Source organism: Halobacillus trueperi (genome assembly GCF_003386945.1).
Classification (GTDB): Bacteria; Bacillota; Bacilli; order Bacillales; family Halobacillaceae; genus Halobacillus; species Halobacillus aidingensis.
In genome coordinates, this window is record NZ_QUAE01000014.1 from 51,357 (window position 1) to 76,264 (window position 24,908).

A 24,908-nucleotide genomic window follows, 5' to 3' on the forward strand; every position below is an offset into this window, starting at 1 on the left:
TTAGTAAAAAGGGAGCGTCCATATTGAACAATCGCCCCCGTTTGCAGAAGACTTGAATTCGAGATAATTTTATTTTTTACAACTCAATTTATATAAAATAGAAACAGTAATTATATTATCAAAGTGGTAGGTGCATTGCCCTTGTTGGATTATAAACGTCGAGCCACTTTTCTGTTTCCTTCTCTATCCAATTTCCAAAGTGATCCAAGAATTTCAATATTTCTTCTGGGCTTGATAAGGGATTGATTGCGTACCAAAGGGCTGTTCTCATCTCTTGCTCTTTTTCAGGATAATGCTTCGAAAATAGTTCATAGGCTGGGAATAAATCTCTTGTATACGACTGTTCTTGAACAATAACAAGCGCACCACCAGCCCTCACAACAATTCTCATGATCCATGAACAACAATCTTTAATGTCCTCAATGTCCTCATTTCCTATTAAATCATGCTTGGCTTTATCAATCAGAGATGTTAAGTGGATGAGGTGTTCATTCGCCAAGGAGCTGTTGGGTTTATAATCAGGGAGCTTGCTTATTAAGTTATCGCCATAAACACAAATACCATAGGTTTTTAGAATAAAAGGAATCATGGAGCAATATTGTGACTCCTCTACCTCACTTAAAGGGCTGAATCCTAATTCTACACCGTTAATAAAAGAGAATTTCTGATCAATAAATTTTTCTGTTCCCTCTACCCAATCAAGGTCAAGCTCTTCAGGATTGGAATAGGTGACGATTATTACGTCCACATCCGATACACCTTCAATGTCTAACCCTCTTGGCACAGAACCTCTTATGTAAATGCTGTGAATTTCCTTTGGTAAAGCAGAAATACAGCTTTCATTTATAAGTCGGATAACTTCTTGAAATTTATTATTGATTTTATTGTGATTTGACTGGTTTATGATATAGCCATTTTCGTCTAATGAACATAAAGATCCCATTCTTTTAATTTCAGCCATACCTTATTGATCCCCATTTCTAATTTTAATTGTAATTATTAAAAAAATCAGGTTTCACTTATAAAGAAGGCAAGTCTTATTCAAGATTTGACCCAATAGCAGAAGACTTGAATTCAAGATAAATTAAGAAATATTTTGGGAAGTTCTATATGTCTCTCATATTGCTGATTGTGTCATTTTGTTCATCTAAGATTTTAATGTTTTTTAACTCCTCATTGTCTTCCCAATTAGAAAAATAGAAAATTTGATTCTTCGTAATTACTTGCCTCTGTTCAGATCCATTTTCACCTATTGCTACAATACTGTCACCGTTTTTAGATAAGTTTTCACTAATCTTAATTATAAGGTAACTATTAGGCTGTTTTTTGCCCGCTGTTTGTATTGGACTACCAGAGGAATCTAACACATTTTTATTGGATAAAATCCCCTCGTTGTCTTGCATCATTAAAGAATAGAACCCCCAGGAATCTACCTTTTCAAAGATAATAACTGTCTCATTATTAATGCTTTCTATAAGTGAAGGTTCAAAGTTTTGTTTGGATAGGAATTCAGTTATTTCTTTATCAGTTAAGGAACTGTAAGCTACATCATTATCATTAAAAACCTCTTTTAATTGAGTGACCATAATATATACAAGGAAAATTAGAGCGAAGATCCAAAATATTTTCTTCATAAATTCACCTCTTACAGAATAGCTTCCAAATATCTATGGGCATTATAGGTCTTATCTGCATTAAAGCCCCCCTATACTGGAAGACTCGAATTCAAGACATTCCTAGTTTCGCTAAACTTTCTCTTCTTCGTTTATGCTTATAAACAGAAGGTAATAAGAAATACATAACAAAATGTATAATTGACATCCATTAATGTTTCAGTTTAAGGAGGAGAAAATAGTGTTTAGTATAAATAAGATGAACAAGCATCAAAAAAGAGCAGGAATGATTTTATTAGCACTTCTAATTATTCTATTACCATTTCTAAGTGAAAGGGTTAACTCCCTACTAATTTTAATTATCTATTTCGCAGTATATTGTGGAGTAATGTACAGTGTAGGGAAAATTACGAATGGAAAAGACTATTCAAATTTTTAATACAGTAGATCAAGAAGGGGCTGTTATTCAATTAACGCCCCCGTTTCTGGAAGACTCAGTTTCGAGATAATCTAGATCCACTCTTCAATACAATGGACTGATTTTGTCTTTATATCTAATTTTACTTTCTTTCCTATAGCTAAAGGATGCATGGGATGAGTATGACATGTATCAAATTCACCTAAAACAGGAATCTCTTTATTGTCTAATTGTTCCATTAGAATATCTACTGGTTTCATACCAGTTCCTAAATCGTCATATCCCTCATGTTTTCCTAAAATTATCCCTGAAACCTTGTCAAAGATTCCGTGCATTTTTAACATAGCAAAATTCTTTTCCAATATCGACGCGTTTTTCGCACAATCCTCTACCAGTAAGACATCCCCATCTTTTATAGGAGGGAAATACTCTGTACCAATAAAACCATACATCGCATTTACATTCCCACCTACTAATCTGCCTTCCGCAACACCGATATTTCTTGTTATCCATTCATTTTGATATAAAGTTTTATCTTTTGTTTTGTCTAACCAATTAACAGGTTCATCAGACCAATATGTAGGCATAGGAACTTCATAAGGAAGACTACTTTCAGCCATAAAGTAGTTTACAAAGTATTGATAAGTATCATTAACTAATGGTTCAAATTCACCAAATGAAGGAATGAGGGCGGGACCATAATATGTAGTTATATTTGTTTTATGATAAAGAGCAAGAATGATAGCCGTTGCGTCTGAATAACCTACCACGATCTTCGGATTCCTTTTTAACGCTTTGTAATCTATATATGGTAAAAGGCTGTTAGAATTGGTTCCGCCAATCGTGGACATCACCATTTTTATTTCTGGATCTCGCAATAACTCATTTAATTCATTTGCACGCGCTTTTGGTGAACCAGACCGATAGACTTCAGATTTTCCCGTCAAATTTCCTTCCACTATAATTAACCCTTTGCTTTCCAAGAATGATTTTGCCCGTTCATAACGTTTTCTTGCTGTAACCGTTGCTGGCGATGAAGGAGTGAAAATCCCCACCTTATCACCTGCGTTTAATTTGTGCATTGAACCCACCGTCCTTTATTTCAGGAAAAATTTCTTGGAACAATTTAATGTGATATTAAAGAATAGCCCCCTTTACAGGAAGACTCAATTTCAAAGTGTGCTGGAATTTATTTATGTTTTTTTTGCTTATTTCATACGTTCCCACTCATTTTCTAAGACACTCATTTCCCATAAACTCCAGTATTCGTTACCAATTCTTCTTGAATCTCTTAGTAATCCCTCTCTTTTAAATCCTGCTTTTTCATAACAGGCAATTGCAGAAGAGTTGAAATCAAATACACCAAGGCTTACTCTATGTAAATCTAGTTCATCAAATGCTATCTTAAGTATTTCTGTCATCATCTGTTGCCCAATACCTTTTCCTCTTACATTTTTATCTCCAACTAATACTTTCCCTACTCTTGCTGATTTATTTGTTCGGTCAATTTTGCCCAATGAAATATGTCCTATGATATTATCTGTTTCTTTTTCGATCACACTGTAAATTAAAACCTCAGAGTCCTTATCATTCGCACTCTTAAGGTAATTTTCAAGTTGTAACTCATCTAACGGGAAAGTAAAATTAGGTCCTCCCCATTGTAGTAAAAACTCAGGGGTTTCCATCCAATTAATAAGCTGTTGAAAGTCTTTACGTTCAAAAAAATTTAACTCGATCATTAAAACTACTCCTTTAATAATTTGAATCTTTTCAGCTTTTCTCCCTTTCTTTGAGACTTTAATTCGATATAAGTATATATCCTTTTACTGCTCTCGATTATCATTTTGATCTAATATTTAATACCATTTGGTCAGTCTGTTCAAAACCAAATGACTTATATAATTCTTTAGCATCGTTGCTAGCCAACAACCTAACTGTTTGGATCCCTTTTTTTGAGAACCAATCTATAGTTTTATTGGTTAGGGCTTGAGCATAACCTTTCCTTCTGAATTTATGATCAACATAAACATCACCAATAAACCCATATTCCGACTGTTCATAAAAGCAATATGGTAAGTCTTCTTTTATAAATGCGCCTGCGCAAGCAATGATTTTATTTTTGTCTTCTATAACGTAGTGAATAGCTTTTTTTCTTTTATATAATTCGCCATACTTCTTTTCAACCTCTTCAAGAAAATCCTCTCTAAGTAAATTTTCCTTTCCTGAATCTTGGAACATTCCTTTGCAATTTTATTTAGAGGTAGGAATACCGTACACCTTCAATCTATCCCACCTTTCACTCCAATTTTTTGTTATAACTCTATGTATGTAAAATTCTTTTCTTTCCTTTGTATCATAAACTGGTGTCGGTCTTACTTCTAAATTTATAACATCATCCATTCCCCAAGGAGCTGCTAATATTACATCATTATTTTCGTTAATCTTCACTCCCAAGGATGTTACTGTTTCAGGAAAATTCGAGATGCCGTCAACTGAAGAGGAATAGGGAGGCATACCACTTTTAGTATGCATTCGAGCCTGATTTTTTACTGACCAAGGGATACTTGTAATAATAGTTTTCAGCTTTTCCTCGATTTTTTCCTCCTCTGCTTCACATAAATTATTTGGATTAAAGTAAATCACATCAACATCTGGTAACGGAGTTCTCAAATTATAATTATGAATGACATCCCATATCTTTGAACGAACAAACCCTGCACAGATCCACCAATCAGGCAAATTCAACGTTTTTACAGCCTGTAGTATATCCATCATCCATTCATCTTCTTTTATCAATTTAATTACATCTTCCTCGTTCTTGATTCTCAATGACTAACCCCCAATTATTAATGATTGTATTCGCTTTGGCTGCAACTTCCTCTATTACTTTTTATTACTATTATTAATGGTTTGCCCCCGTTTTTATAAGACTTGAATTCGAGATAATTATTTTTTATACTTCAAAATGTTAAGTGTCAAACTTTAGTATTTTAGTCCTTGCCAACTAACTCCACTACCAGCTTATTCAAAAGAAAAACGCCTCTAAATAGACAACCGGCAACAATTCCAAAAGCAATAATTCCCCCAAATAATGGTCCAGCCATCATCAATAACCAACCTAATATTGCAGATAAAATGATAGAAAAGAATAAAAACAATTTGACTCGATCCTTTCTGTTCCCTAAGATTCAACTTACTCCAGTAATTAATTGATTTACTACTCAATTATTTAGCGTCACTGTTGTGGCAGTATTGCCCCCAATACTTGAAGACTTGATTTCGAGATATTTTATGCTATCACTCGGCTATTGGAAGCGTCTAATTTCCACTCTTTGTTTTTTATAAGAAAAAAAACTAAGGGAATTAATCCTTATTCTTTTTTCGTTTGAAAATTATCTCAAAAAAAGCAGACATTCCATAACTTTTAGTTCCCGGGGCAAATATTTGTACTAATTCCCAACCATCTTTCTCATGTTCATAGATGACTTCATGGTAATCTCCTTTTGGTTTATTAAAAGAAGACAATTCGATTCTCACAAATTTGTGCTCATACAAGATCAATGACCTCCTTTCATCCCTTACATTCGTTTACGTTGCTTATTCACGAAAGGTTACAAACATAAGTGATTTTGATTGCAGCTATTATGCATAAGAAAGTAGGTTTTAATCTATCGCCCCCGTTTCGTGAAGACTCTAATCCGAGATACTTTGGATTGTTTTAGAAAAGAACCCGAGGAAAGATTTGAACTCGAAGTAACTTTATTTTCTAATTTTTCTCAATGGTCTGTACCTACAATGAAAAATAATCCATAATACAGGAGATGGTTTCTATAACGATTGATCTGGATAATCCTTATATATGGAATGGAGGGAGTTCACAATGATGGCTTATATTCATAAACGTAAGAATAATAGAAGGCACAAAACATTCTATAACTATGTTGAATATCATAAAGATATGGTCTATCAGATTTGTTTTAGGATATTAGGGAGTCCTTTGGTTGCTGAAAAAATTTCTATTTCAGTTTTTCACCAAGCTTACATTGATCTAAGCTATGAAGAATCTCCTAGTGTTCAAAAAGATTGGTTACATAAAGAGGTTATATATCAAGTTTTTGATTATTTCGAACAAGAAAAAATGAGCAAAAAACATCCTGTTGAAATAAATGAATATAATAATACCACCTTATCAAACGAAAATCTGTCAAAAAATGAAGAAACGTTACGCAACTCTTTATTATCACTGCCACTTACTGATCGGATATTTGTTGTGTTGCGAAACACTTGCAGCTTATCTGCTAAAGAAGTCAATATAATTATGAACAAAACGGCTTGTTAACATTTTTTTATTGTTCTAACAAGAAGTTAAGAAAACCTAATCAAACAGTCAACATCTCCATAAGGTTAGGAAATGAATAGCATTGCATTTACTTTCTAGAAAGATACATAGAAAAATCGGTTCCCTTACAACATTTAGGAACCGATTTTTGATTTGCTTATTCAACTAAAGCCCCCTAATCAGTAAGACTAGGACTCAAGATAAACACTAGGTCTTATCCCACAAATAGTATTAATTTAGATTGATATTCCCTACATACTGGACATTTCCGCTGTCAGTAGAAAGATTCACTTCTAAGGTGTATTTTCCTTTTGAATCTGGGAATTTAAATTCGTTAAATTGATTAACATATAACTTAATTTCTTCATTGTCTTGCCATAGAGAGGCTTGAAGTTCTTCTAACTTAAAATCAGAATGTCCTAATATTAAAGATCCCTCAGAACCAGCGTTGACCTCAGTTTCCTCCTGGTCCCTACCAAGTGATTGGAAGTCATCCACGGTCTTTTTGTACTCTTGGTTGGCCCCTTCCCAATCCACGGAAGCTTTCTTTACCTCATAAGTATCATGATTCATTAAATAAGAATAAGAAACTGTCATCGTTGGTGGGGAAAAGTCGTAATTTTCTCCTATACAGGCGGTTAGTAATAAGATACAGCATAAACTTACCATAGATAAGAATGAACGAATCAATATACAACCCCCCTTTTAAATTAGATGCAAAAACCCACTTTTTATTGAATAATCGCCCCCGTTAGTTTAAGACTCAGTTTCAAGATACTTTTAGAAAGAGCTCTTTATTCATTGATTAACACACACCGGAACCGTTCAACTCCTGGATAATTTTTGTATAAACCAGGTTTAAGAGGAATTCCCATCGCTTCTAAACCGTCTTTATTCCCATCAGATACGGTTTCAAAGAATTATGAATACACTACACACTGATAGACCGATTCAACTAAAGAGTTTGTTTCTAGTGATATTATTGAACTACTCTTTTAATTCACTTTAATATTTATGGAAGGGTGTTTTTTTAAATCTTGTAATGCTTCATACATAGTTTCCAAAGAGAAAGATTCAGGGGACATTTTTGAGGGGTCTTTTAAGTCTTCTTCTTTTTCCACTTCTATCAACAAGAAGTCTGATTGTACTTCTTTATAAATTTTATTTACAGATCCAATTGCTTTAGTGAGCTTTTCACCGTATTCCACCATTAAAAGAAGATAAATTGCATCAACATTACCACGATGTTTTTTTACCATAGGGACAATATTTATATATTCTTGATCTATCTGTTCGATATCCTTTTTCACTTTCGCCCATCCATCTTTAAAAGTAAGTAAGTTGGACTTTGACATTAAAATAAAAGCCCCTTGATCATTTTCTATGTAATAATTAAGTGGGAACCCATAATGAGAAATGAAATTTCTCAACTTACTCATAAAACGATATTCAAAATTTTCGTGATCATCATAAAAGGTGCTTAAAAGGGCTTCCCAGCTCTTTCTCTTTTCTTCACCATAAAACTTCCCTATATTTTTTTTTGATTGATCCACATAAGATGAAAAGCTAGCAAGGAAATTAAGTAAGAGTCGATTGGCTTCCCAGAGAGCTTTTGTTTCATCATCTTCATTTGCTTTTTTATTGCGATAATCTTCTATAAAATTTTCTAATTCCATACCGTTTTTTTTGACCATTTCTTTGGTCTTTTTGTTGAACTCGTGAAATTCAAATATCTCTTGAGATAAAATAAGGTTTTCATATTCTTTGTCAGTAAATATTCTTATTATTTTTAAATCATGCTTTCCTTTGACTGATTGAATTTTTTCAGCTAAATATCTCAAATTCAACACTCCTCTTTCAATATTTTACCATCTTATTCGCAGGAAGTGTTTAAAGTAAGACATCTTTTTCGTTAACTGTTATAACAAAAGTTGTGTTTGGCATATATTCCATATATAAAATGGCAGTATGTTCCTTGAATATAAAAAGACCTTAAATATTATCATCAATGTATAAAATGATGTATAATAAAGGTCTTTTTGTTCGCGAAGTTTATTCAAGTAAAGCCCCCGTTAATTGAAGACTCGATTTCGAGATATTTTTAATTAATTTTATACTTAATGCTCCCTAACTCATTAAGTATCCTTCCATATTCTTTTACACTCAACTAAATTATTGTCATTGAAAGAAAGTCTAAATATATCTGGCATAGCAAGCTTTTTCCAAAATTCAAATCCGTATTTTTCATCAAAGTAATTCATTATAAGCACCATAATATTACCGTGGGTACCTATTACCACATTTTTGTTTTCGTATCTTCCTAACACGGTTTTAATTCCTCTTACTCCTCTTTGTTGAGCGACCTTGTTTGATTCTCCTCCATCCCAACTAAAACTTGGATCCCCCCATACTTTCCTAATAGCTTCCTCAAAGTCACTAGCAGCACCTTCCGTTAACTTCCTTTCCTTGAACTCATTAAAGATATGTATATCTTCACCTAGAGCAGAAGCTAATCCTTCAACAGTCTGCACTGCTCTTAAGTAAGGACTTGAAATAACGTTTTCTACGTTCTCTTCTAATAGTAGTTCTTTAACTTTGTCAGTATCTTTTAGCCCTTTTTCTGATAAAGGTCTCTTTAATTCCTCAGGTGTATATGTAGAATTGTCAAGGACGTTTAATTATATACAAAATCGTCGGGTTAAAATTATACAAGTCTGCCACCTTATTCGGCAGACTTGTTTTTCATCCGGAAGCTTGGACCGTCAATTGAAAATACTCTTGAATGATGAAGCAGCCGATCCAATATTGCTGTCGCAATAATCCCATCTCCCAACACTTCTCCCCACTGGCTGAACGTCTTGTTCGAGGTTAAAATAATAGAGCTATTCTCATATCTCCGGCTGATCACTTGAAATAAGTAATGGCCGCCGTTATCCGATAGATTTAAGTATCCCATTTCATCGATAATCAGGAGGGAGGGCTTAGCGATTCCTCTCATTTTCTTATCTAATTTCCCTTGGGCATCTGCTGTCTCTAGTGACGTAACGAGCTCCTGTGCTGTCATGAAATATGTCTTCAAACCTTTACTGATTGCCTCGAGGGCAATTGAAACCGCAAGGTGTGTCTTTCCTACTCCCGGAGGCCCAAGAAAAATTAGATTCTGGTTTTGTTCGATAAAGCTGAGATTCATGTATTCTTCGATGTCCCTTTTGGAAACACCATTAATACGTTGAAAGTCAAACGTATCTAAAGTTTTCTTAAAAGGTAAGCGAGAGAGCTTAAGTAGAGTTTGTCTACTTCGCTCTATTCGTGCTTGATTCTCCAATTCCAATAGTCGCTCAAGAAAGACGTGATATGGTATATTATCTTTAGAAGCTTCTTCCGTGAGGGTACGCCACTCTGATTGAATGGTAGATAATTTAAGTGAATCACAGTATGTATCAATGACTTGATTCATCACTTTCACTCTCCCTCTCGAAGAAATTGGTCGTAAACGCTTAGTGGGCGAACAGCGACCTCTATATCTGATGCAGCGTGGAAGGTGCCAGCCTTTGAACGCTGCTTTTTTCTTATCTGTTCGGAGAGTGGTAGGATCTTATCATCCTTTGTATAAGTTAATATGGCCTCCCCACGATGATGAACAGTGATCTTTCCATCTAGTGTTTCCTTAATCATTACTTCTTGTCCCGCATAAGGGGAGTTCATGAGTATTTTCCGAGCGTGATAATTCATGACGCCGTCTTTTCCTATCTTTCGATAGGTTAGATAACTCACTTCATATTTTGTTGGAAGAGAATCGAGAGATTCTTTCATCCAAAGTTCCACAGGCTTTCGTTCTGTTGTAGAGTGAACACGCTGGTTCGCTCTTTCTTCAACCCACCTCATTAGTGTACGATTCAATTCCTGTAATGATCGGACGGAAGACGTCTCTAACCAGCCATTCATATACCCTATGAACCGTTCCACTTTCCCTTTGGTTTGAGGGCGATAAGGTCGGTGGACCTTCGGTGTAAATCCATAATGATCGACGAAATCTAAGAACTTTTCATTCCACTCAACTTCAGAACCACTTCTTCGGTTTATTATTGTCCTCATATTATCGAACAGAACCTTTTCAGGAACACCTCCAAAGTATTCGAAAGCATCAACTAGACAGTGAAGCAGATGCTCTCGGTCCTGCCTTTCCGCAAAACAAACATAACTCATCCGTGAATAAGACAGTGTAGCCACAAATATCATTAACGGAATAATATCTCCATCAACCTGGTAAAGGCCAGCTTCTTTCCAATCCACCTGCATTTGTTCTCCTGGTTCAGTCTCATACCGTCTGGTATAACTTTCTTTAAAGGATTTGCGATATGGTTGTACAAATTCTTTAAGGATCGTTTTGCCTCCTGAATATCCCTGTTTTCGAATTTCCTGATATAGCTTTTCACAATTGAATACATGGTCTTCGAGTACTCGCCTTAATAGGTATTCTTTATAGGGATCTAATTTTGACCCTTTCTTCGTACGTTTCTGTACATGATTTCTTTCTCTTTCACTTAGAGCTTTCACCGTATGGCGATGCATTCCCAACATCTGTGCAATGTCCGTATAGGACATCCCACGTTCCAGGTATTCTTTCACTTTTCGTCGCTCTCCCTCCAGCTTCATGAACTAAATCTCCTCCCGTATGGATTCAATTTAATTATGAAGCTTGTCGAAATTTAAGGCGACGATTTTGTATGTTTTTATCCGGCTATATTGTCCATTTTATATGCGACTCTTTCAAGAATGAGCGTGACGCACTAAAAATATGTTTGTTGTCATACAGACCTCCTGGAATAATAAATAATTAATCTTCAAGAAATTAATTTTCGTCTTTTATAAAGACTTTCTTGAGTTTATCTAGAATTACTATCCCAATCACCCCGCCAATGCTCAATCCTGTAAAAGTTGCCCAATCAATCCCTTTCTCTGTCCATAAACTTAAGGCAATTTGGATAATGTATAGACTAACTATGTAGTAAGAAATATATTTTAGTGGATCTTTAATTGTTATACCCTCCAATAAATTTTCTTCAACCACCCTGCCCGTTAGCATAAAGGTAATTGCTCTTATTGAACAATCGCCCCCGTTACTTGAAAACTCAGTATCGAGTCTTTTTCAAATAGAGCTATGTACTAATTAACTGTATTAAGTCAACGTGTAAACCACCAAACAAAAAATAAAATTACTGCGATGATAAACCAAGTAAGTGCAACTATATGTTTTCTTTCAGTCTTCTTCTTAGAAGAGTTAGAAAAAAGTATTCCACTGATCAAGGCGATAGCAATTGCTATCCAGGTCCAAAAGCTCATAAAATCCTCCTTTCACCACCATTTAAGACATAATTTGCGATAGACATTATTTAATTTAAGCCACCATTACTTGAAGACTTGATTTCGAGATGTTTTGTATAAAACCTTTAAACTACAGCCTCTGGACCACTAATTTCTACTCGATAATTTCTATTTTTGATGCAGTTGCTTGTGATGGATTACTTTCAAGGGGTTGGCTAGCGTACCAAGTCTTAACCTTATCTCCAATAACAAATTCATTACGCTCTTTACCGTTGAAAACTGTATCACTTGTGTATTTCAAGTCTACTTCAATATCACTACCTTGAATTAAGAATGAATCATCCTTAATTTCTTCAATTTCACCAGTGACCCCTTCAATGTTTACGTTATCCTCGTCAGAAGAACAACCAAAAAACAATAACAAACCAAGAACAGATATTCCACTTATTAAAGTTCTACGCAGCATTATATCCTCCTTGAACTAATACCCAGTTTCCCTAAATCGTCTAATCTTTAAGGGTAACCACTTTGCAGCTATCGCCCCCGTTTACGTAAGACTCGGATTCGAGATATATCTTAACTGGTCTTTTACTTTAGCACCTGACACAATAAGCTAAATTTAAATTATCCTACGGTAGTTAGAGAATAATATGCAATAAAACCTATCACTGCAAAAATTTGAATAATAATTCCAACTGAGCTACAAACCAAACCCGAAGTCGCTAACCCTCTACCATCCTCATTAGTTTTTTCAATTTCTTTTATTGCTTTTCTTGATAGCACAAAACCTATAACACCAAGGACTAAACCAACTACCGGTATTAAAATCGAAAGAATTCCTAATGTCAAAGAAATTACTGCATTACTATTTGTATTAGCTTTTCCTACCATTTGAATCCCCCCTCACCTTATAACTTTACTACAAAACACCAGACTTCTTTCTAAACAAACCTGCTCCGTCAGTTAAATAGTTAATCCACTGATATTACTTATGCTTATGTAATAAAGGGCTAATACTCTATTGAACAATCGCCCCCTATTCATGAAGCGATAGCCACTGTGCAGCTATCGCCCCCGTTTGCATAAGACTTGATTTCGAGATATTTTATATAAACCAGCATTAAAAAGTTCGATTCCTACTCTATACTATTACTACCTTAATATTTCTAAGGTATAAGTCTCGCACAGAAAAGTAAGTCAATATCCAAATAAATAAGTAACAAGCAAGGTAAGTAATTTTAAACGTACTCAAATCTCCTGTCTGCATTATATTTATAGAAAAAAATGCAAATGGGAGTGCTAACACCGGAATCATTACTCTTCCTATTTTCCGAAGAGTATCTCCTCTTTTGTTTGTGAGTCTTGTTTTATAAAAACCAAACAATACACCAGTCCCTACTATGAATTGTAATAAAAACGGTAAATACAAACCAATGTCAATGTTCTCCATAATAAGTGGTAGAGCTAATGCACCAAAAGGAGCCACTACTGAAACAACTGTAACTCCAAACCAATAATCAGGTAATTCAAACTCTGTTTTTTGCTTTGAGGTTTGTTCTTCCAGTAGAATGTCTCTACTGAGTTGTTCAGGAGAAATAAATGAGTCGACAATTTGATCCTCTGTTTTTCCTTCTTCTGTGACTAATTCTATGAGATGATCTCTAATTTCATTAAGATGGGTACGTCTTTCATTTGCTGGCAAATCTCTTAATTTATGTTCCAACTGGCTTAGGTAATCCTCCAAGGCATGCCTTTTACTCATTCCCTTCTCCCCCTCCAGATTTCAAGTTATTTAAAAACGAATAGACACTTAGAAACTCCTTCCACCGAGCTTCTAAAATCTCCTTTCCTAAATCAGTTAAATAATAATACTTTCTGCTCCTTCCTTCATATTCTTCTTTAAATGAATCTATCCATTTGTTTGCACTCATCCTTCTCAAAATAGGGTAAATTGATCCGTCTGCTATTGGAAAACTACTGTCATCTTGCATTTTTTTCGTTATTTGATACCCGTACATGGAATCATTCTTCAGAAGCAATAGAATAGCTAATTCAAATGTTCCTTTTCTTAACTGAGTGTGCCATTTGTCATTTTTTGTATCCATAGCTATATGCTATATCAATGATATATATGTGTCAATGACACATATTAGTTTTTTTAAATCCCCGCTACTAATCATTCAGTGCAGGGAATAAAGTAAAGCTATACTTCGTTGAGGTAAATGTTAATCATTTAATTTCAGAATAGCCCCCGTTAGCGTACGACTAGGTTTCGAGAAACCTCTTACTTTTCTTTTACTTTAGCAGCCGTTAGTCTAGATGTTCCTTATACACATGCTTTATGTCCCAAAATTTCCGGAAAAAATCATTAAAACAATATACATCACTATGCACACAAAAAATACCATACCAACGGAAGAAATAATTAAAGCAATTATTTTTAAAAAACCTCTCTCGCTTTTCAGTGCAGTAATAAAAGAGGCTAGTAAAAGAGAACCCAAAAATAAAAATGACAAAGGTCCAAGTACCATACTCAATAGCCATGTATAAACCAAAAGTGCAACTATTGCAGCGACTATTAATAATAAAGAGACTAGAGCTAAATTTTTTTTCAACAAACACCACACCTCGCTATCATTTATTATGAGGGAACAATATACAACATTCTATTCTTCTTGTTCTTTTCTCTTCTTCCGTTAGCACAAAAAACGATGTCCACTATTACCTACCACCGTTTCGTTTAACTCTACTACATATACGATAAATGCCTGCAATAGTTTCAGTAACGTGTATTATCTTGAAACTGAGTCTTCCACAAACCTGCCCGTTTCTTGAAGACTCAGTTTCGAGATATCCCACCCAACTAATAATTACAATTATTTCAAATCATGTTCTTTTCCACAAACTTTTCTTACAATAAATAGGAGCCATGTCTTTTAACAAGCACGGCTCCTAAAAATATTTACTATAGAAATCTTGTCTTAACTTACCACTTAATTGAGCATATATCTTCGTTGTTTCACTTTTCTCATGCCCTAACAAGCTTTGGATTACTTCAATTGGCGCTCCATTATTAAGCATATGGGTAGCATAACTGTGTCTTAATTGATGAGGGTGTATTTCTTTATTAATAGCAGCGCGTATGGAGATCCGTTTAATAATATATCGGATAATTTCGATACTCATTCTCTTTTTAGGTCTTCTCTCGGTAATAAATAAACATTCATCATGATCCTTGCGTTCCTCTATATATCTTTGTAGCCATAGAGAACAACGAATACTAAAGTAGACTTCTCTTTCTTTATCTCCTTTTCCTTTTACAATAACCGATCTTGCAGAGAAATTGACATCCTCTCTATTCAGATTCACTACTTCTCCGATACGGCACCCTGTTGAATAAAAAAATTCGAAAAGTGCCTTTTCCATGGAAGTTAAGCATGAATCTCTAAGTTGTTCAATTTCCATCTCCGTTAGAAACTTTGGGATTCTCTTGCCAACTTTAGGTTCTTTTAATTTTATAGCTGGATTTTCGTTGATAACACCCTCTTCATGTAGCCACTTGAAAAAAGATCGAAGGAACCGAACCTTGCTTCCAAGACTAGAAGGCTTCAAATGTCCGCCCACCTCAACCAGGTAGCTCTTTAATTGATCAATAACTACCTCTTCTGTATCAACGTCTCCAAAGTATTTCACCAACATATTGAACTGTAAGCAATAGGTTTTCAAAGTTAGCAACGAATAACCTTCAATCTTTTTATCGACATAATACTTTTCCCAAGCTTCTGATAGGAACATCTTCTATCACTCTCCAAAACTATGAATCTTAATTTCATTATGGTTCTGAAGATGAATTCCTATACTTTAGGCTCTTACAGAAAAAGAATTCCAAATTCCCTTTACATTAACCCTACATATATCCAATTATTGTAATTAAACATTGATTAATAGAACATATGTTCGTATAATGCATGTAAGGATGGTGATTAGTTTGAGGTTTCCTTACTACACAACCACAATTCTAGAAGACCTAATAACTCAATGGTATAAAAACCACAAATTTACAGAGCCGGGCGATTTAAATGTTTACAGCATTGGATCCGAGTCTCAAATATTTGTGACTTGTAGACCTACTCAAGCTAGTTACATGAAGGTAGGGAAGTTTCAAGAGATCGTATTAGATAGTCGCCTCCCTTATATACACCAACGAGAGCAATTCTTTCACGAGCTTTGTCATGCTGTGAGGCATGCAGGTCGACAATCTTTCATGCCTTATTCTTTTTATGAACTTCAGGAAAGGGATGCTAGGCACTTCACTCTATACGCTTCGCTCCCCACTCACATGATCAATGATTATAACCTTTCCAATCCGGCTATTATCGATCAGTTGTCATATGACTTTATGATTCCAAGAAAAGTTTGTATTGAGCGATTAGAAAAAATTAAGAGTCGAATTGTACCGTCGGATAAGTCTAATTTGATTAATCTAAGGAAGGAGGGATAAATATGGCTAATTTCCGGAAAAGAGGTAACAAATGGTATTTCCAAATATATACGGGAGTAGATCCGTCTACTGGGAAAAAGAAATTCACATCTAAAGGAGGGTTCAAGACAAAAAAAGAAGCTCAGATGGCCGCAGCTGAAGTAGAAAAGGAAGTATTTGAAAACACATATGTTCAAGAGCAAAATATTACCTTTCAAGAATTTACTTTAGAGTGGCTTAAGACCTATCGTGATACCGCTAAAATTAGTTCTGTGAGAAATCGACAGCATAACTTGGATCACTTAAATAGGTTCTTCGGAAATAAAAAAATAAAAGATATCACGCGTAAACAGTATCAAGCCATGCTTGCTTCGCTTCATAATGCAGGCTATGCGTTTAATACTCTAGATGGTATTCATGCAACAGGTAGAATGGTTTTTAGGAAAGCTGTGGAATTTAACATAATTAAGGACAGCCCTAGCGACTTTGCGAAAATTCCACGCAAAGTTGAAACCGTTGAGGAGGTGGAAAGCAGTAAAGGTGAAATTAAATTTATGGAAAAAGAAGAACTTATTCGTTTTCTTAATGCTGCCAAAGAAAGTGGCATTGATAAAGACTACCCCATGTTTTTGACACTTGCTTATAGTGGGTTACGAGTAGGTGAGCTGATCGCCTTAAAATGGTCGGATATAGATATGTATAAAAAAACCTTAAGAGTAACAAAAACGTATTACAACCCCAACAATAGAACAAAAGAGTATCAACTCCTGACTCCCAAAACTAAAGGATCGATCAGAACGCTAAAAATGGACGCTGGAGTTATTGAGGTCCTTAAAAGACACAAAGAACACCAAGATGATCTCATTGATAAAATGAAGAACGAATATACTCAACTGGATTTTGTCTTTGCTAAGGAAGTTCAGAACCTTGGATACCCTGAGTTTTTAAAGACCGTAAACACCCATATGAGACGTTTATTAAAAATTAGTGGTATCCATAAGGAACTTACCCCTCACTCCTTGCGACACACCCACACCTCTCTATTAATTGAAGCAGGAGTAGGAGTTAAAGAAATTCAACAACGATTAGGTCATGGAGATATAAACACAACCATGAATATATACGCGCACATTACTGAAAACATGGAAGAAAAAGCCTCCCAAAAGTTCAGTGAACTTATGAGAGGCTCATTAGATTTATAGTGTTTTCCCCGCCAGGTATGTCAAAAGTATGTCATTTTGACTTTTGGGGTGAAGCTAAACCCTTGATATCAAGGGTCATGGGGGCATGATTACATCATGCCGCCCATTCCGCCCATGCCACCCATATCAGGCATGCCGCCGCCATTATCCTCTTCTGGATGATCAGCGACTACCGCTTCTGTTGTCAAGAACATAGCGGCTACGGAAGCTGCGTTTTGAAGCGCAGAACGTGTAACTTTAGTTGGGTCAACGATTCCTTGTTCAACCATGTTCACCCATTCGCCTGTTGCTGCGTTGAAGCCTACGCCAACTTCTTCTGCTTTCAAACGCTCAACGATGATGGATCCTTCAAGACCTGCGTTGTGAACGATTTGGCGAACTGGCTCTTCAAGCGCACGTAGAACGATGCTCGCACCTGTTGCTTCGTCGTCTACAAGACCAAGGCCTTCCACAGAGTTGATGATGTTTACAAGGGCTGTACCACCACCGGCAACGATTCCTTCTTCTACTGCTGCTCGCGTAGAGTTCAGGGCGTCTTCGATGCGTAGTTTACGCTCTTTCAATTCTGTTTCTGTTGCCGCACCGACTTTAATGACAGCTACGCCGCCAGAAAGTTTTGCAAGGCGCTCTTGTAGTTTTTCTTTATCGAATTCAGAAGTTGTTTCTTCTGCTTGTGCGCGGATTTGAGCAACACGGGAAGAGATCTGCTCAGGGTTTCCTGCACCTTCGACGATTGTTGTGTTTTCTTTTGTGATGACTGCTTTAGACGCGCGTCCAAGCTGGTCGATTGTTGTATTCTTCAGCTCTAGCCCAAGATCTTCTGTGATTACTTGGCCTCCAGTAAGTGTTGCGATATCTTCAAGCATCGCTTTACGACGGTCACCGAATCCAGGAGCCTTAACAGCTACAGCGTTGAATGTACCGCGAAGTTTGTTCACAACAAGTGTTGCAAGCGCTTCGCCTTCAACATCTTCAGAGATCAATAGAAGTGGCTTGGATTGTTGAACCACTTGCTCAAGTACAGGAAGAACTTCCTGGATGTTGTTGATCTTCTTATCTGTAATTAGAATATAAGGATCTTCAAGAACCGCTTCCATCTTATCTTGGTCTGTGACCATGTAAGGAGAAGCATAACCGCGGTCGAACTGCATACCTTCAACCACTTCTAGTTCTGTGTTGAAACCTTTAGATTCTTCGATTGTGATAACACCGTCGTTACCTACACGCTCCATTGCTTCAGCGATCAGCTGGCCAACTTCATTGTCAGCAGCAGAGATGCTTGCCACTTGTGCGATAGAATCGCGGCCTTCGATCGGCTTGGAGATTTTGCGAAGCTCTTCTGTTGCTACGGCTGTCGCTTTCTCGATTCCTTTACGGATACCTACTGGGTTTGCACCAGACGTTACGTTTTTAAGACCTTCACGGATCATCGCTTGTGCAAGAACCGTTGCAGTAGTCGTACCGTCACCAGCGACATCGTTTGTTTTAGAAGCTACTTCAGAAACGAGTTGTGCACCCATGTTTTCGAAGTGGTCTTCAAGTTCGATTTCTTTAGCGATTGTCACACCATCGTTTGTGATGAGTGGAGAACCGAACTTCTTATCAAGTACGACGTTACGTCCTTTTGGTCCAAGCGTAACTTTAACAGCATTTGCTAATGTATCTACACCACGCAGCATAGAGCGGCGTGCGTCTTCACTAAATTTGATTTCTTTAGCCATTTAAAATGCCCTCCTCATTAAAATCGTATCTCTTAAGTATTTTTATAGAAAAAAGTGACTACTGGATAACAGCTAGTACATCAGATTCGCGCAGAATCAAGTATTCGCTGCCTTCATACTTCACTTCTGTACCTGCGAATTTAGAATAGATCACTCGGTCGCCTTGTGCGACTTCCAGTGCTACTTTTTCACCGTTGTCTGTAATGCGGCCTGTGCCGACAGCAACAACTTTACCTTCTAGTGGCTTTTCTTTCGCAGAGTCAGGAAGTACGATTCCGCTCGCAGTAGTTTGTTCTTCTTCAACTAGTTCAATAACAATACGATCACCAAGTGGCTTTAACAATTAGGACACCCTCCTTGATATGGTTGTTTCAAATTTTTCTCGGTTATTAGCACTCGTCGATGATGAGTGCTAACACAATTATTATAATAAGCAATTCGCTATCGTTTTTCAAGTAGAAACTATAGAAATTTTGCACTTCTTTTTCGACAAAATTCTTACACTGACCCTTATTCCTTACGTCTGGTTTTGAAACTGTGATAGAATACATAAAGTATGTATATTGAAGCAATTAAAAGGGATTTATAAAAGGAGTCGTGCCTTTATGCCGAAACATTATTGGTACATTATCGTAACCTATCTCATCGCACAGATTTCTGCGATTCCAGCTGTCTGGTTAATTGTACAGGCGTCGGAAATTTCACGTTTTGATGCGATTGCCATATGGTCTGTGTTCAGCTTTACCATCGCGACCATCATCATCCTTCTCCTGCTCCGGCGGAATCCACAGGATGCTTTAGCCCGAAGCGGGGATAAAGCAGGACCGGGAAAAGTCGTGCTCTGGTCGATCGCCGGTGTCTTTTTAGCTTTGTTCGCCCAGGCCATCGCCGCGACCATTGAACGTGAATTGTTCGGTGTATCACCGGGATCTGAGAATACGATGGGATTGATGGAAATCGCCCGTGAATCGCCGCTGTTCATTCTCCTTCCTGTCGTGTTTGCACCGATTACGGAAGAAATTATTTTCCGTAAGATCATTTTCGGTACGATTTATAAGCGAACGAACTTCTGGCTGGCCGTTCTCGTATCCGCTCTCTTCTTTGGAGCATTCCATTTCGATTTCAGCCATATGTTAGTGTACTTCTCCATGGGAGTCGTCTTCGCCTTCCTATATGTCAAAACAAAACGAATTATTACACCAATCGTGGCTCATATGGCGATGAACTCGTTTGTTGTCGTTTCACAGTATTTCCTCACCGAAGAGGATATCCGCCGCATGCAGGAACAGCTGGAGACCATCTTTATTGGAGGCTTTTTATAATATGAGAACATCACCCTTATTCATGGCTTTTCTTTACATGATGATGGGCGTGGCATTCACCTACATCGCCGCACAGTCGGCAGAAGAGACGGTGTGGAATGCGATGACCATCATCCTGGCCATTGTCGCGACATTCAACATTGCCGTAGCGATTCGGCTTTTCAATCTACACAACAAGATTAAGAATGCAAAAAAGAAATAATGTCGCAAAAAAGCAGGTCCACGAGTGTGGGCCTGCTTTTTTCTATGCTTCCTGTTCCTCTTTGTCATCCTGTACACCTTTCAATATGAACGAAAATGGAATCGCGATGATCAGCACAATTGCAGAGACGAGAAATGCTTCATTAAGCGTCTGCAGGGTGGCTGCCTGCATATCGATATCCGGGTTCGCTGAAACCTGAGCGCGTCTCACTTCATAATAAATGGAGAAAAAGACGATCCCCAGCGATGAAGAAATCTGCCGGATGATGTTGTTCATCGCAGACCCTTGAGCAACCAGATGTTCCGGAATGCTGTTCATGCCTGATGTCGTCGCCGGCATGTTCCCCATTCCCATCCCAAGGCCTCTCACCGTATTCAACAAGAGAATCAGCCAGTATGGTGTTGACAGCTGTAAAAAGCTTAAGCCTAAGGTTGCGAGCGCCATGATCGTAAGGCCCGGTGGCACGACGTATTTCGGTCCTTTTTTATCGAGGATGCGTCCACCGATGGACATGAATACCCCACTCGCAGCGGCTGCCGGCAGAAACAACAGTCCAGTCATGACTTCATTCAATCCGTAAACGTTTTGAATCAATAACGGCAAAAGAAATATCCCTGAGAACAGACCAATGGATGCGGCTGAAGTGACGACGATTGAAACGGAATAGGTCGGCACTTTGAAAACAGACAAGTTCAGCAGTGGATCCTCCTGGCGGTTTTCGTAAAAGACGAAAAGGACGATGGCGATCAATCCACCTACAATCAATGCGATGTTCAAAGGGTCGAACAACGTCTCAAGCGTCCGCCCCCTCCCCAGGGCAAACAGCACTGAGCCGATCCCGGTCGCGATGATCAGGAAACCGACCAGGTCAAACCGCTTCGTCGGATCCGTTTCGGTACGTTCAAGAAATTTCGAAGATAAAATGAGTCCAGTCAAGCCGAATGGAATGTTGAAGGCGAACAACCACGGCCAGTCAAAATATTGAATCAGAAAACCACCAATCGTCGGTCCGATGGCCGGTGCAACCATAGCGGCGACTCCGTACACGCCGACCGCAAGTCCTCGTTCATAACGAGGAAACGAATTAAAGATGAGGGCCATGGCGATCGGCATCATCAATCCGCCGGCCATGCCCTGAATCGCCCGGGATAAGATGACCATACCGAGCGTCGATGAAAAGAATCCGAGTGTGGAACCTGCAAGGAAAATACAGAGCCCGACGAGGTACACTTTCTTTTTCCCGAACCGGTCACCGAAATAGCCGGTAAGCGGCATCGTCATCCCCATCGATACCATGAAGATCGTTAAAATCCACCCGACCGCTACGGCATCGGATTCAAAAATCTCGATGAACCGCGGCAGAATCGGGTTCAGCATACTATTGTTCAAAATGACCGTGAACGTCCCGAACAGGACAGACACGACCACGAGCCATTTATGAGGCAGTTTACTCAATCGTCTCACCCGCTTTCTTTCGATACACGAACTAGTATTTACTATACCACCTCCACTGTTCGTTAACCATGATTCCGCATGTTTCGACTGTAAGCGCCTTCTGTGCTGACAAAGGTTTACAACGATTCTAGAAGGGGGTAAGAGTCATACCAACGAACAAAAGGAGGTTCTATTTGATATGGGACGTTTAGATAATAAAACCGCCGTCGTCACCGGATCTGCAACAGGGATCGGTGCGGCGACCGTCAAACGGTTCGCAAGTGAAGGAGCAACTGTCATTTGCGGTGATATTAATGTAGAAGAAGTACAGAAAACGGTGGATGAAGTGAAGTATGAAGGTGGTCAGGCCGAAGCCGTCGAGCTTGATGTTTCCGATGTGGACAGTGTCCAGAAGTTCGCCAATTACGTAAAAGAACATTACGGGAAGGTCGACATCCTGTTCAACAATGCCGGCGTCGATCAAGAAGGCGGCAAAGTGCACGAATATCCGGTCGAACTTTTCGATAAAATTATTGCGGTCGACTTGAGAGGAACCTTTTTAACAAGCAAATACATCCTCCCGCTTATGCTTGAAAATGGAGGTTCTGTCATCAATACGTCGTCCATGTCCGGTCAGGCAGCGGATCTCGACCGCTCCGGATACAATGCAGCAAAAGGCGGTATTACCAATTTCACAAGAGCGATGGCAATCGACTATGCGCGCGAAGGCATCCGTGTCAATTCGATTTCTCCAGGTACCATCGAAACTCCGCTCGTCAAAGAGCTGGCAGGGACGAAGCAGGAAGAAGAAGGCAGAGAGTTCCGTGAAGCGAATAAGTGGGTCACGCCGATGGGACGCCTCGGACGCCCGGAGGAAATGGCGAATGTCGCTCTTTTCCTCGCTTCTGATGAAAGTTCGTATGTGACGGGGGAAGACATTACCGCAGACGGTGGCATTATGGCCTACACGTGGCCTGGGAAGATGCTTATGGACAAAAGCTGGAAAGAGAATACCGAGTAACATTAAAAGAAGCTCAGCATTGTGCTAAGCTTCTTTTTTATTCTGCATTTTTATAGTAGATCAAGTTGTCCGTCCATTCACCAAACTCGTGGATGAACCCTTTTCGGGTGCATTCATACACAAGACCTATGCTCTCTGCCATCTTGATGGAAGGCTCATTATCCAAATTGATATGGGCCTCTACCCGGTGGTAACTCAGTTGATCAAAAGCGATCCTTAATGCTTCAGCCACCGCTTCCTTCCCATAACCCTTCTCCCAATGCTGGTTATGCAGCGCATACCCGATTCTTCCCCACTGGAAGTCATATCTTACTAAAGTAGAGAAATCAATCATTCCCACGTGTGTTTGATCTCCTTTTAGAAAAACACCGAAGATATACGCGGTATCCTCCATCGCTAACTGTTGATGTTTCTCCACCAGCTCATCAAACCATTCTTTCGTACAAACACTCATATCAAGACGGCCTTCATCATGACGGCGCTTTGACGGAAAACGCCCCTCATATCCATGAAGCCAGCTTTCATAATCACTTTTTTCAAGCGGTCTAATTACCAATCTTTCTGTTTCTGAACCAAACGATAACGTTTCCAAAACCTTTCCTCCTAAAAAAAGAGTGAGAAACCAAAATGATTTCACACCCGTTTGTCTTTCTTATTGTTCTTCCTCTGCTTCCTCTTCGTTCAGTGGGTAATGCTTCAGGAAATAGACGAGAGCCTGCAGTTCGATGGCAAGGTCGATATGATGGACCCTGACATTCGACGGCACGCTGATCCTCGCTGGTGTAAAGTTAAGAATCCCTGAAATCCCCGCTTTTACAAGCCTGTCCGCGATCCCTTGAGCGGCAGAGGATGGAACGGTGAGAATGGCAACAGAAATGTCACCGAGCTTTTCTTCTAAATCGTCAATGTGCTCGACACCGACGCCACCGACCTCAGAACCGACCCTTTCCTCGTTGGCATCGAAGGCGATTTCGATTTTCGTATTGTTGTTTTTCGTAAAGTTGTAGTTCAAAAATGCCGTACCCAAATTCCCGACACCGATCAACGCGACACGTGTCGTTTCATCCTGGTCGAGCGTTTTTCTGAAAAAGGAAAGCAAATACTCGACGTTGTAGCCGTACCCTTTTTTGCCGAGTGCTCCGAAATAGGAGAAATCGCGGCGGATCGTCGCTGAATCGACTTTGACCGCATCGCTCAGTTCCTTCGATGACACACGCAGTTTGCCCTGGGTATGGAGGTTGTTCAAAAAGCGATAATAGAGCGGCAGCCGCTTCGCTGTCGCCTGTGGAATCTTCGTTTGTTCGATATCCATTAGCACCGGACTCCTTTACCTGTTTCTCGTATAGTCGCCGTTTTTCCCGCCTGTCTTTTCTTTCAAATAGGTCGGGCCGATGACCATTCCTTTATCTAACGCTTTGCACATATCGTAAACCGTGAGGGCTGTGGCTGAAGCGGCCGTTAGCGCTTCCATTTCCACCCCTGTGCTTCCCTTCGTCTTGACAGAAACCTCGATGTTTAATGTCGGCTGGTCTTCTGTTTCCCAATCGAAGGACACATCGATTCCTTTTAATGACAACGGATGGCACATCGGAATCCAGTCAGATGTCTTTTTCGCTGCCATAATCCCTGCGACCTGGGCCACAGAAAGCACATCCCCTTTTCCAATCTCATGGTTCGTGATTTTATGATAAATCTCTTCATTCACTTGTACACTCGTTGCTGCGACGGCCGTCCGCACGGAATCATTTTTGTCTGAAATATCCACCATACGGGCGCGGCCCTGGTCATTAAAATGACTGAACTCCGCCATTTTCTTCTACCCCTTTTTGTT

29 protein-coding genes and 1 pseudogene are annotated in these 24,908 nt (G+C 38.5%); 6 read left to right on the forward strand and 24 right to left on the reverse strand.

From position 1 onward, the window contains the following. Positions 1-118: 118 nt before the first annotated feature. The 7 genes from DYE48_RS15095 to DYE48_RS15130 all read right to left on the reverse strand — a co-directional run bounded on the left by DYE48_RS15095 (position 119) and on the right by DYE48_RS15130 (position 5,586). Positions 119-961 (reverse strand): nucleotidyltransferase domain-containing protein, encoded by an 843-nt coding sequence (locus DYE48_RS15095; RefSeq protein ID WP_115824349.1) that lies wholly within the window; start codon positions 959-961, stop codon positions 119-121. A gap of 145 nt (positions 962-1,106) precedes the next feature. Next, positions 1,107-1,634, reverse strand: coding sequence for a hypothetical protein (locus DYE48_RS15100; protein ID WP_115824350.1), 528 nt, complete (start codon positions 1,632-1,634; stop codon positions 1,107-1,109). Between the two features lie 489 nt (positions 1,635-2,123). Beyond that, positions 2,124-3,113 (reverse strand): S66 family peptidase, encoded by a 990-nt coding sequence (locus DYE48_RS15110; protein ID WP_115824352.1) that lies wholly within the window; start codon positions 3,111-3,113, stop codon positions 2,124-2,126. Positions 3,114-3,239: 126 nt separating this feature from the next. Next, positions 3,240-3,770 carry a GNAT family N-acetyltransferase gene (locus DYE48_RS15115; protein WP_115824353.1) on the reverse strand — a complete coding sequence of 177 codons (531 nt, stop codon included), beginning with the start codon at positions 3,768-3,770 and terminating at the stop codon, positions 3,240-3,242. A 100-nt stretch (positions 3,771-3,870) separates the two neighbouring features. After that, the gene (locus tag DYE48_RS15120; protein ID WP_115824354.1) at positions 3,871-4,269 is read right to left on the reverse strand and encodes a GNAT family N-acetyltransferase; all 399 of its coding nucleotides are present in this window, start codon (positions 4,267-4,269) and stop codon (positions 3,871-3,873) included. A 12-nt stretch (positions 4,270-4,281) separates the two neighbouring features. Continuing rightward, positions 4,282-4,860: a nucleotidyltransferase family protein gene (locus tag DYE48_RS15125; RefSeq protein ID WP_208639664.1), complete on the reverse strand. Its 579-nt coding sequence runs from the start codon at positions 4,858-4,860 to the stop codon at positions 4,282-4,284. Positions 4,861-5,394: 534 nt separating this feature from the next. After that, the gene (locus DYE48_RS15130; protein ID WP_115824355.1) at positions 5,395-5,586 is read right to left on the reverse strand and encodes a DUF4177 domain-containing protein; all 192 of its coding nucleotides are present in this window, start codon (positions 5,584-5,586) and stop codon (positions 5,395-5,397) included. A 325-nt stretch (positions 5,587-5,911) separates the two neighbouring features. On the opposite strand from DYE48_RS15130, the gene DYE48_RS15135 reads away from it, so the two are divergent. Then, on the forward strand, positions 5,912-6,370 hold the full coding sequence (locus tag DYE48_RS15135; protein WP_115824356.1) for a hypothetical protein: 459 nt from the start codon (positions 5,912-5,914) through the stop codon (positions 6,368-6,370). Between the two features lie 231 nt (positions 6,371-6,601). Here DYE48_RS15135 and DYE48_RS15140 read toward each other — a convergent pair whose 3' ends face one another. The 11 genes and pseudogenes from DYE48_RS15140 to xerA form a co-directional block, all read right to left on the reverse strand. Then, positions 6,602-7,060 carry a hypothetical protein gene (locus DYE48_RS15140; protein ID WP_147299287.1) on the reverse strand — a complete coding sequence of 153 codons (459 nt, stop codon included), beginning with the start codon at positions 7,058-7,060 and terminating at the stop codon, positions 6,602-6,604. A 305-nt stretch (positions 7,061-7,365) separates the two neighbouring features. Further along, positions 7,366-8,211, reverse strand: coding sequence for a hypothetical protein (locus DYE48_RS15145; RefSeq protein WP_115824358.1), 846 nt, complete (start codon positions 8,209-8,211; stop codon positions 7,366-7,368). 294 nt (positions 8,212-8,505) lie between these two features. Further along, a pseudogene (locus DYE48_RS15150) lies at positions 8,506-9,033 on the reverse strand (histidine phosphatase family protein); the annotation flags it as partial. Between the two features lie 59 nt (positions 9,034-9,092). Continuing rightward, the gene (gene istB / locus DYE48_RS15155) at positions 9,093-9,827 is read right to left on the reverse strand and encodes an IS21-like element helper ATPase IstB (RefSeq protein WP_115824383.1); all 735 of its coding nucleotides are present in this window, start codon (positions 9,825-9,827) and stop codon (positions 9,093-9,095) included. Positions 9,828-9,832: 5 nt separating this feature from the next. Next, entirely contained in the window at positions 9,833-11,026 is a 1,194-nt protein-coding gene (istA, locus tag DYE48_RS15160; protein ID WP_115824359.1) for an IS21 family transposase, read from the reverse strand. 823 nt (positions 11,027-11,849) lie between these two features. Continuing rightward, on the reverse strand, positions 11,850-12,161 hold the full coding sequence (locus DYE48_RS15170; protein WP_115824361.1) for a DUF3221 domain-containing protein: 312 nt from the start codon (positions 12,159-12,161) through the stop codon (positions 11,850-11,852). Between the two features lie 158 nt (positions 12,162-12,319). Beyond that, entirely contained in the window at positions 12,320-12,586 is a 267-nt protein-coding gene (locus DYE48_RS15175; RefSeq protein WP_115824362.1) for a DUF4190 domain-containing protein, read from the reverse strand. 250 nt (positions 12,587-12,836) lie between these two features. Then, complete coding sequence (locus DYE48_RS15180; protein WP_115824363.1) at positions 12,837-13,457, reverse strand: DUF1700 domain-containing protein; 621 nt, start codon at positions 13,455-13,457, stop codon at positions 12,837-12,839. After that, on the reverse strand, positions 13,450-13,800 hold the full coding sequence (locus DYE48_RS15185) for a PadR family transcriptional regulator (RefSeq protein WP_115824364.1): 351 nt from the start codon (positions 13,798-13,800) through the stop codon (positions 13,450-13,452). The genes DYE48_RS15180 and DYE48_RS15185 overlap by 8 nt, the downstream gene beginning before the upstream one ends. A gap of 234 nt (positions 13,801-14,034) precedes the next feature. Continuing rightward, the gene (locus DYE48_RS15190) at positions 14,035-14,310 is read right to left on the reverse strand and encodes a hypothetical protein (protein ID WP_115824365.1); all 276 of its coding nucleotides are present in this window, start codon (positions 14,308-14,310) and stop codon (positions 14,035-14,037) included. A 337-nt stretch (positions 14,311-14,647) separates the two neighbouring features. After that, positions 14,648-15,490 carry a site-specific tyrosine recombinase/integron integrase gene (gene xerA / locus DYE48_RS15195; protein ID WP_115824366.1) on the reverse strand — a complete coding sequence of 281 codons (843 nt, stop codon included), beginning with the start codon at positions 15,488-15,490 and terminating at the stop codon, positions 14,648-14,650. A 349-nt stretch (positions 15,491-15,839) separates the two neighbouring features. On the opposite strand from xerA, the gene DYE48_RS15200 reads away from it, so the two are divergent. Together DYE48_RS15200 and DYE48_RS15205 are read left to right on the forward strand one after the other, a co-directional pair. Next, complete coding sequence (locus DYE48_RS15200) at positions 15,840-16,196, forward strand: ImmA/IrrE family metallo-endopeptidase (protein ID WP_244199448.1); 357 nt, start codon at positions 15,840-15,842, stop codon at positions 16,194-16,196. Between the two features lie 2 nt (positions 16,197-16,198). Next, positions 16,199-17,377: a site-specific integrase gene (locus DYE48_RS15205; RefSeq protein ID WP_115824368.1), complete on the forward strand. Its 1,179-nt coding sequence runs from the start codon at positions 16,199-16,201 to the stop codon at positions 17,375-17,377. Between the two features lie 89 nt (positions 17,378-17,466). On the opposite strand, the gene groL is transcribed toward DYE48_RS15205, so the two are convergent. Continuing rightward, positions 17,467-19,098, reverse strand: a complete 1,632-nt coding sequence (gene groL, locus DYE48_RS15210) for a chaperonin GroEL (protein ID WP_115824369.1) — start codon at positions 19,096-19,098, stop codon at positions 17,467-17,469. 58 nt (positions 19,099-19,156) lie between these two features. Continuing rightward, positions 19,157-19,441: a co-chaperone GroES gene (gene groES, locus DYE48_RS15215; protein ID WP_089654972.1), complete on the reverse strand. Its 285-nt coding sequence runs from the start codon at positions 19,439-19,441 to the stop codon at positions 19,157-19,159. Positions 19,442-19,703: 262 nt separating this feature from the next. Between groES and DYE48_RS15220 the strand changes: the two genes are divergently transcribed. Continuing rightward, a complete protein-coding gene (locus DYE48_RS15220) occupies positions 19,704-20,420 on the forward strand; it encodes a CPBP family intramembrane glutamic endopeptidase (protein ID WP_115824370.1) in 717 nt (238 codons plus the stop codon). Position 20,421: 1 nt separating this feature from the next. Continuing rightward, positions 20,422-20,622: a YdiK family protein gene (locus DYE48_RS15225; RefSeq protein WP_089654970.1), complete on the forward strand. Its 201-nt coding sequence runs from the start codon at positions 20,422-20,424 to the stop codon at positions 20,620-20,622. Positions 20,623-20,664: 42 nt separating this feature from the next. Here DYE48_RS15225 and DYE48_RS15230 read toward each other — a convergent pair whose 3' ends face one another. Next, on the reverse strand, positions 20,665-22,077 hold the full coding sequence (locus DYE48_RS15230) for an MDR family MFS transporter (RefSeq protein ID WP_115824371.1): 1,413 nt from the start codon (positions 22,075-22,077) through the stop codon (positions 20,665-20,667). 178 nt (positions 22,078-22,255) lie between these two features. On the opposite strand from DYE48_RS15230, the gene DYE48_RS15235 reads away from it, so the two are divergent. Further along, positions 22,256-23,077, forward strand: a complete 822-nt coding sequence (locus DYE48_RS15235; protein ID WP_115824372.1) for an SDR family oxidoreductase — start codon at positions 22,256-22,258, stop codon at positions 23,075-23,077. 37 nt (positions 23,078-23,114) lie between these two features. On the opposite strand, the gene DYE48_RS15240 is transcribed toward DYE48_RS15235, so the two are convergent. The 3 genes from DYE48_RS15240 to moaC are packed head-to-tail and all read right to left on the reverse strand — an operon-like array spanning position 23,115 to position 24,887. Further along, complete coding sequence (locus DYE48_RS15240) at positions 23,115-23,669, reverse strand: GNAT family N-acetyltransferase (protein ID WP_115824373.1); 555 nt, start codon at positions 23,667-23,669, stop codon at positions 23,115-23,117. Between the two features lie 60 nt (positions 23,670-23,729). Continuing rightward, positions 23,730-24,389, reverse strand: coding sequence for a redox-sensing transcriptional repressor Rex (locus DYE48_RS15245; protein ID WP_089654966.1), 660 nt, complete (start codon positions 24,387-24,389; stop codon positions 23,730-23,732). 15 nt (positions 24,390-24,404) lie between these two features. Then, on the reverse strand, positions 24,405-24,887 hold the full coding sequence (gene moaC / locus DYE48_RS15250; RefSeq protein WP_115824374.1) for a cyclic pyranopterin monophosphate synthase MoaC: 483 nt from the start codon (positions 24,885-24,887) through the stop codon (positions 24,405-24,407). Between the last annotated feature and the right edge of the window lie 21 nt (positions 24,888-24,908).